Source organism: Cognatilysobacter lacus (genome assembly GCF_008274655.1).
Lineage (GTDB): Bacteria > Pseudomonadota > Gammaproteobacteria > Xanthomonadales > Xanthomonadaceae > Cognatilysobacter > Cognatilysobacter lacus.
This window is the reverse complement of sequence record NZ_VTRV01000167.1, coordinates 1-5,528: the sequence shown is the minus strand read 5'-3', so window position 1 is coordinate 5,528 and position 5,528 is coordinate 1. Positions and strand designations below refer to the sequence as shown.

The following is a 5,528-nucleotide window of genomic DNA, read 5'->3' as shown; positions in this document are numbered from 1 at the left end:
GATCTCGTCGACCAGCGACTTGGGATCGGTCGGCTCGCCGGATTCCGGCCAGCCGCGGAGTGCGGCCGCAAACTGCGAGGCCGCGTGTTCGTCGATGCCGGGCCCACGCGCACCGGCCGCCGGTACGGGCCGGTCGAGGTCGGGGGCGAACAGCATGCTCTCGGTCAGCCCCGCTTCGCCGCGAGCGGCGCGCAGCTCATTGAGCAGCGGCAGCAGGACGATGGGGATGTCGCGATGGCCGCCCTGCAGGCGCTCGAGGTAGTCGGGCAGCTGCACGACGCCGCGCAGCAAGGCCGCACAGGCTTCGTCGCGGTCCGCGACCTGGCCGTTCGCCACGGCCGTCGCCAACGTCTCCATTTCGGTGGCGACCATGGACGGCGCGTCCAGCTCGATCATCTGAAGCGTGCCGCGCACCTGGTGCAGGAGCGTGGCGCAGGCGCGCATGCGCGCGGTGTCGCCGGAGTCTTCGAGGAACGCCTCGATCTCCTGGCGCGCCTGGCGCAGGGTCTCGTCGAGTTCCGGTTTGATCCAGCCCAGCGTGGTCGTATCGATCACTTCGCGCATCGCGATCATCGTGTTGCACCCCGTGCCCCGTGCGTGCGCGGTGCGTTCCCCGTTGGGAGGAATGCGTTCACCGCGCGGCAGCCAGGTGCAAGCCAAGTCATTTCGTCAGGGGTCCTGCGGATCAGGCCGGCAGCTTGAAGTCGGCGACCGAGCGGCGAAGATCCGCCGCCAGTTGCGCGAGGTTTCCAATCGAGGCCGCCGTCTGGCTGGCGCCCTGCGACGTCTGCGCGGTGATCGACTGGATCGTGGTCATCGTCTGCGTGATGTTGGTTGCAGCGAACGACTGCTGCTGCGCCGCCTGCGAGATGCCCTGAATGAGGTTCGAGAGGTCGGTCGAGACCTTTTCGATCTCGCCCAGCGCCGTGCCCGCGTCCTCGGCCAGGCGTGCACCCGCGACGACTTCCGACGTCGTCTGCTCCATCGAGCTGACGGCTTCGTTGGTATCGCTCTGAATCGTCTGGACCAGCGTTTCGATTCGCTTCGTCGCGTTGGACGCGCGTTCGGCGAGGCGCTGCACTTCGTCGGCGACGACCGCGAAGCCGCGGCCCGCTTCACCGGCCGATGCCGCCTGAATTGCCGCGTTTAGCGCCAGGATGTTCGTCTGTTCCGAGATGTCGTTGATCAGTTCGACGATCGAGCCGATTTCCTGCGACGACTCGCCGAGGCGCTTGATTCGCTTCGAGGTTTCCTGGATCTGGTCGCGGATCGAGTCCATGCCCGCGATCGTCTGCCGCACCACGCCGGCACCCTTGGTCGCGATGGCCACCGAGCGCTGTGCAACCTCCGCGGATTCCGCGGAATTCTTCGAGACCTGGTCAATGGAGCGCGCGATCTCGTTGATCGCCTCGGACGCCGTGCCGATCTCCTGCGCCTGGTGCTCCGCGGCTTCGGCGAGCTGCGTTGCCGTTGCCTGTGTTTCCTGCGCGCTCGCCGCGACCTGCACCGAGGTATCGGTAATCGTCTGCACGAGGCTGCGGAGCTGTTCGACGGCGAAGTTGATGGAGTCGGCGATCGCGCCGGTCATGTCTTCGGTGACCGTCGCCTTGACCGTCAGGTCGCCTTCTGCGAGCGAACCCATCTCGTCCAGCAGGCGCATGATGGCCTCCTGGTTACGGTCGTTGAGTTCCTTCGTGGACTGGTAGCGCGTCTGCTGCTGCTTGTTCAGGGCGAGGAGCAGGCCGGCGATCGAGAGCAGCGTGAGCAGGCCGGCGCCGATCGAGATCCAGATGTTGCCGGCAAAGCTGGTGTCCTTGATCGAGCCGATCGAGGTGAACGCGCCGAACAGCTTCTGCGAGTCGTCAAGCAGGTCGCCCGACTTCGCGGTGATGGCGGTGGCGGCCGTCTGCGCGCCGATCAGGTTGCGCGAACTGGCGGTGATCGCATCGAGGTCCTTCTTCATGCCCGACCACTGCTGCTCGACCTGTGCGAGCTGGGAGACAGCGGGGCCCGCGGTCAGCGGCAGGATCTTGTTGGCGTCGTCGCCCTTGCGCAGGCCGGTGAGCACGGTGGAGAAGAGGTTGGCGTCGCGGCCGAGCGCTTCGCCGGCCGCCTGCGCGGCGCTGCCGCCGCTGCGGATTTCGGCGATGCGGCGGGCCATCGTTCCGGAGACGACGACCTGGCGCAGCGCGATATACACCTGCGAGGACGGCGAGCCCGACGCGGACATCGCACGGACGAGTTCGTCCAGCGTGGCCTGGAAGTTCGGGAGGTTCTTGTTGAAGGCGTCCGCGTGGCCGGCGAGCGCAACGATCGCCTGTTCGGACGACACCACCTGGTCCGCGGCAGGCTTGATCCCCGACCACGTTTGAGCGACGGCGCGAACCGCCGAACCCGCCCGGCTGTCGTCGCCATAGCCCGACTGCAGGCGCGCGACGTCGGAATCGATGCTGTCCCGCGTGTCGCGGAAGTTCTTGAAGGCCTCGGCGTTACCGCCAACCGCCTCGGTGCCTCGCACCGCGAGCTGCTGCGAGAGCACCTGCAGGTCCGACGCCGAGGTACTCGCGCCGCTCAACCGACCGGCCTTGTACGAGGCGTAGCCGACGTTCGCGCCGAGCACGACAAGCGAGCCGATAAGCAACGCCACCCAGGTGTTGATTCGGATGTCGCGGCCTTTGCCGGCGACGTTGTCCATCATGCTGCTCATGGTTGAACCTCAGTTCTGCGTGCTGGCCGTCAGGTGGCGGCGTGTCGGAATTCGGGGGTACGGGCGAGGCGGTCGAGGCTGAAAACACCCCAGACGTGCTCGCCCAGGCGATAGGCGCGTTCGAGAAAGTGCGTGTAGCGGCCCTGCGCGTAGGGCTCGAGCGCTTCCTCGTCGAGCAGTTGCTCGTCCACGAAGGAACGCTGGCCGAACAGTTCGTCCACCAGCACGGCGACATCGCCGCCCGGCTGGCGAACCAGCAGCACGCGCAGGCTTTCGTGCAGCACCGTGCGCTCGCCTTCGAGGAACTGCTTCATGTCCACGATCGGCAACAGCTGGCCGCGAACGTTCGCGACACCGAGCATCCACGGCTGCGTGCCGGGCACGGCAGTGATCTGCGGCACGGTCAGGATTTCGCGGACTTCACCGAACTCGGACGCGAGCCGCCGCGAGCCCACGCGATAACCGACGCCACGCCACAGGCCTGGCGCATCGAGCTGCTCCGGCAGTCCCGCCACATGCGCCAGCGAGCGGCGCTCGTAGTCGAGGAGCACGTCGAACGGGCTCGTCAGCGTTTCCACGTCAGGCGCCCAGCAATTCGTTGATGCGCGAGATGAGCTCATCCTCGCGCGGCGGCTTGACGATGTAGTCCTTGGCGCCCTGCCGCAGGCCCCAGGCCTTGTCGGTGTCCATGCCCTTCGTGCTGACGATCAGCACCGGGATGGCCTTGGTCTCGGCGTCGCGCGACAGTGCGCGGGTGGCCTGGAAGCCGTTCATGCCCGGCAGGACCACGTCCATCAGGACGAGGTCGGGGCGCTCGCGGCGGCAGGTCTCGATGCCGTCCTCGGCGCTGCCCGACGTCATGACCTGGTGGCCATTGCGCTCGAGCAACTGGGTCATGACCGCCGACTCGGTCGGCGAGTCCTCGATCAACAGGATGCGTGCCATTGGTGCCCTTCCCCCCCGGTCAGGCGGTGACGTGCTTGCGGATCGCGTCGAGCAGTTCTTCGCGGGTAAATGGCTTGGTCAGGTACTGCTCCGAGCCGACGATGCGGCCGCGCGCCTTGTCGAACAGGCCGTCCTTCGAGGACAGCATGATCACCGGCGTGGAGCGGAAGCTCTGGTTGTTCTTGATGAGCGCGCAGGTCTGGTAACCGTCCAGGCGCGGCATCATCACGTCGACGAAGATGATCTGGGGCTGCTGGTCGGCGATCTTCGCCAGCGCCTCGAAGCCGTCCGAGGCCGTCACCACGTCGCAGCCCTCTCGCTTGAGCAGCGTCTCGGCCGTCCGGCGGATGGTCTTCGAATCGTCGATGACCATCACCTTGAGACCGCCCAGGCTGCCGTTGCGGGCGTCGTCCTGCATTCGTAAATCCCCCTGCGCCACGTAGGCGGCGCGCAACCCTTTATTCCAAGCCCCGAGGGGACTGTCAACAGGCAATTTTCGTCACGGCAAAAATGCGGAAACTGGCAATTTGCGTCAGGTACGTTCCAGCCCCACTGATACCATCGACCATCCCGACCCCGGCTTGAGCCATGCCCCTCGACATCGTCGTCGTGATGGATCCGATCTCGTCCATCAAGATCGCCAAGGACTCTACCTTCGCGATGTTGCTGGAGGCCCAGCGGCGCGGCCACAGACTCTTATACGTCGTTCCCGGGGGCCTGTCCGTGCGCGATGGCCGCGCTTCGGCACTGGCGGCCCCCCTGCGGGTCGCCGACGACGCAAACGGATGGTTCGAACTGGGCGATGCGTCACATGTCGACCTCGGACGCGGTCACGTCGTGCTGATGCGCACGGACCCGCCGGTGGACGCGGAGTACGTCCACGACACGCAGGTTCTCTCGATCGCGCAGCGAGCCGGGGCCCTGGTGGTGAACGACCCCCAGGGTTTGCGCGACATGAACGAGAAGCTGACCGCACTCGAGTTCCCCGAATGCTGCCCGCCGACGCTCGTCACGCGCGACGCGGCGGCGATCAAGCACTTCGTGGCGACGCATGGCGACGCGGTGCTCAAGACGCTCGACGGCATGGGCGGCCACTCGATCTTCCGCGCCCGCACGGGCGATCCGAACATCAACGTGATTCTCGAAACGCTGACGCAGGGCGGTGGCCACCTCGCGATGGCGCAGCGCTACATCCCTGAGATCAGCGACGGCGACAAGCGCATCCTGCTGATCGACGGCGTTCCCGTGGACTACTGCCTGGCGCGCATCCCGCAGGGCGACGAATTCCGCGGCAACCTCGCGGTGGGCGGCCGCGGCGAGGGCCGTCCGCTCACCGAGCGCGACCGCTGGATCGCCGCCCAGGTAGGCCCCGACATGAAGGCGCGCGGCATGGTCTTCGTCGGGCTCGATGTGATCGGCGGCTACCTGACCGAGGTCAACGTCACCAGCCCCACCTGCATCCGCGAGCTGGACAAGCAGTTCGGGCTGAACATAGCCGGGCTGCTGTTCGATGCGATCGAGGCACGGGCGGGCTGAACCGATGAGCGCCGTCGCGCCCATGCAACTTGCGCCGACGGTCGAGTCGCGCCGGCTCGGCATCACGCTCGCGATTTCGCTTGCGCTGCATGTGTTCGTCCTGCTCGCGGTCGGGTTTGCGCCGGAGAAGGCGGCGCCGGTGGTGCCGACGCTCGATGTGATCTTCACCGAGACGCAGAGCGCGCTAACGCCCAAGCAGGCCGATTTCCTCGCGCAGGCGAACAACCAGGGCGGCGGCGAACACGAGAAGACCACGCGACCGCGCGAGCCGCAGAGCGGCGTGGCCCCGCAGCCCGATCCCGGCGTGGCCCCGCGCGAACTGCGCGCCCAGACGAGATCA

General features: G+C 67.0%; 6 protein-coding genes and 1 pseudogene. 2 read left to right on the top strand and 5 right to left on the bottom strand.

Annotation, left to right across the window (positions count from 1 at the left end; all coding sequences use genetic code 11):
* From FW784_RS12195 to pilG, 5 genes are all read right to left on the bottom strand, one after another.
* On the bottom strand, positions 1 to 573 hold a 573-nt coding region (locus FW784_RS12195), incomplete at its 3' end, for an Hpt domain-containing protein (RefSeq protein WP_149353612.1).
* 112 nt (positions 574 to 685) lie between these two features.
* Positions 686 to 2,707: a methyl-accepting chemotaxis protein gene (locus FW784_RS12190; protein WP_149353611.1), complete on the bottom strand. Its 2,022-nt coding sequence runs from the start codon at positions 2,705 to 2,707 to the stop codon at positions 686 to 688.
* A gap of 29 nt (positions 2,708 to 2,736) precedes the next feature.
* Positions 2,737 to 3,276: a chemotaxis protein CheW gene (locus FW784_RS12185; RefSeq protein WP_149353614.1), complete on the bottom strand. Its 540-nt coding sequence runs from the start codon at positions 3,274 to 3,276 to the stop codon at positions 2,737 to 2,739.
* A gap of 10 nt (positions 3,277 to 3,286) precedes the next feature.
* Positions 3,287 to 3,652 (bottom strand): response regulator, encoded by a 366-nt coding sequence (locus tag FW784_RS12180; protein ID WP_149353610.1) that lies wholly within the window; start codon positions 3,650 to 3,652, stop codon positions 3,287 to 3,289.
* A 19-nt stretch (positions 3,653 to 3,671) separates the two neighbouring features.
* Positions 3,672 to 4,070 (bottom strand): twitching motility response regulator PilG, encoded by a 399-nt coding sequence (gene pilG / locus FW784_RS12175; protein WP_149353613.1) that lies wholly within the window; start codon positions 4,068 to 4,070, stop codon positions 3,672 to 3,674.
* Positions 4,071 to 4,240: 170 nt separating this feature from the next.
* Here pilG and gshB point away from each other — a divergent pair, with 170 nt between their 5' ends.
* Both gshB and FW784_RS12165 read left to right on the top strand, forming a co-directional pair.
* Complete coding sequence (gene gshB / locus FW784_RS12170) at positions 4,241 to 5,188, top strand: glutathione synthase (RefSeq protein ID WP_149353609.1); 948 nt, start codon at positions 4,241 to 4,243, stop codon at positions 5,186 to 5,188.
* Between the two features lie 4 nt (positions 5,189 to 5,192).
* Positions 5,193 to 5,528: pseudogene (locus FW784_RS12165) on the top strand (energy transducer TonB); the annotation flags it as partial.

Excerpts from the sequence above, each read along its gene's own strand:
- FW784_RS12180 (WP_149353610.1), bottom strand. The coding sequence starts at position 3,652 with ATGGCACGCATCCTGTTGATCGAGGACTCGCCGACCGAGTCGGCGGTC.
- FW784_RS12190 (WP_149353611.1), bottom strand. The coding sequence starts at position 2,707 with ATGAGCAGCATGATGGACAACGTCGCCGGCAAAGGCCGCGACATCCGA.
- gshB (WP_149353609.1), top strand. The coding sequence starts at position 4,241 with ATGCCCCTCGACATCGTCGTCGTGATGGATCCGATCTCGTCCATCAAG.
- pilG (WP_149353613.1), bottom strand. The coding sequence starts at position 4,070 with ATGCAGGACGACGCCCGCAACGGCAGCCTGGGCGGTCTCAAGGTGATG.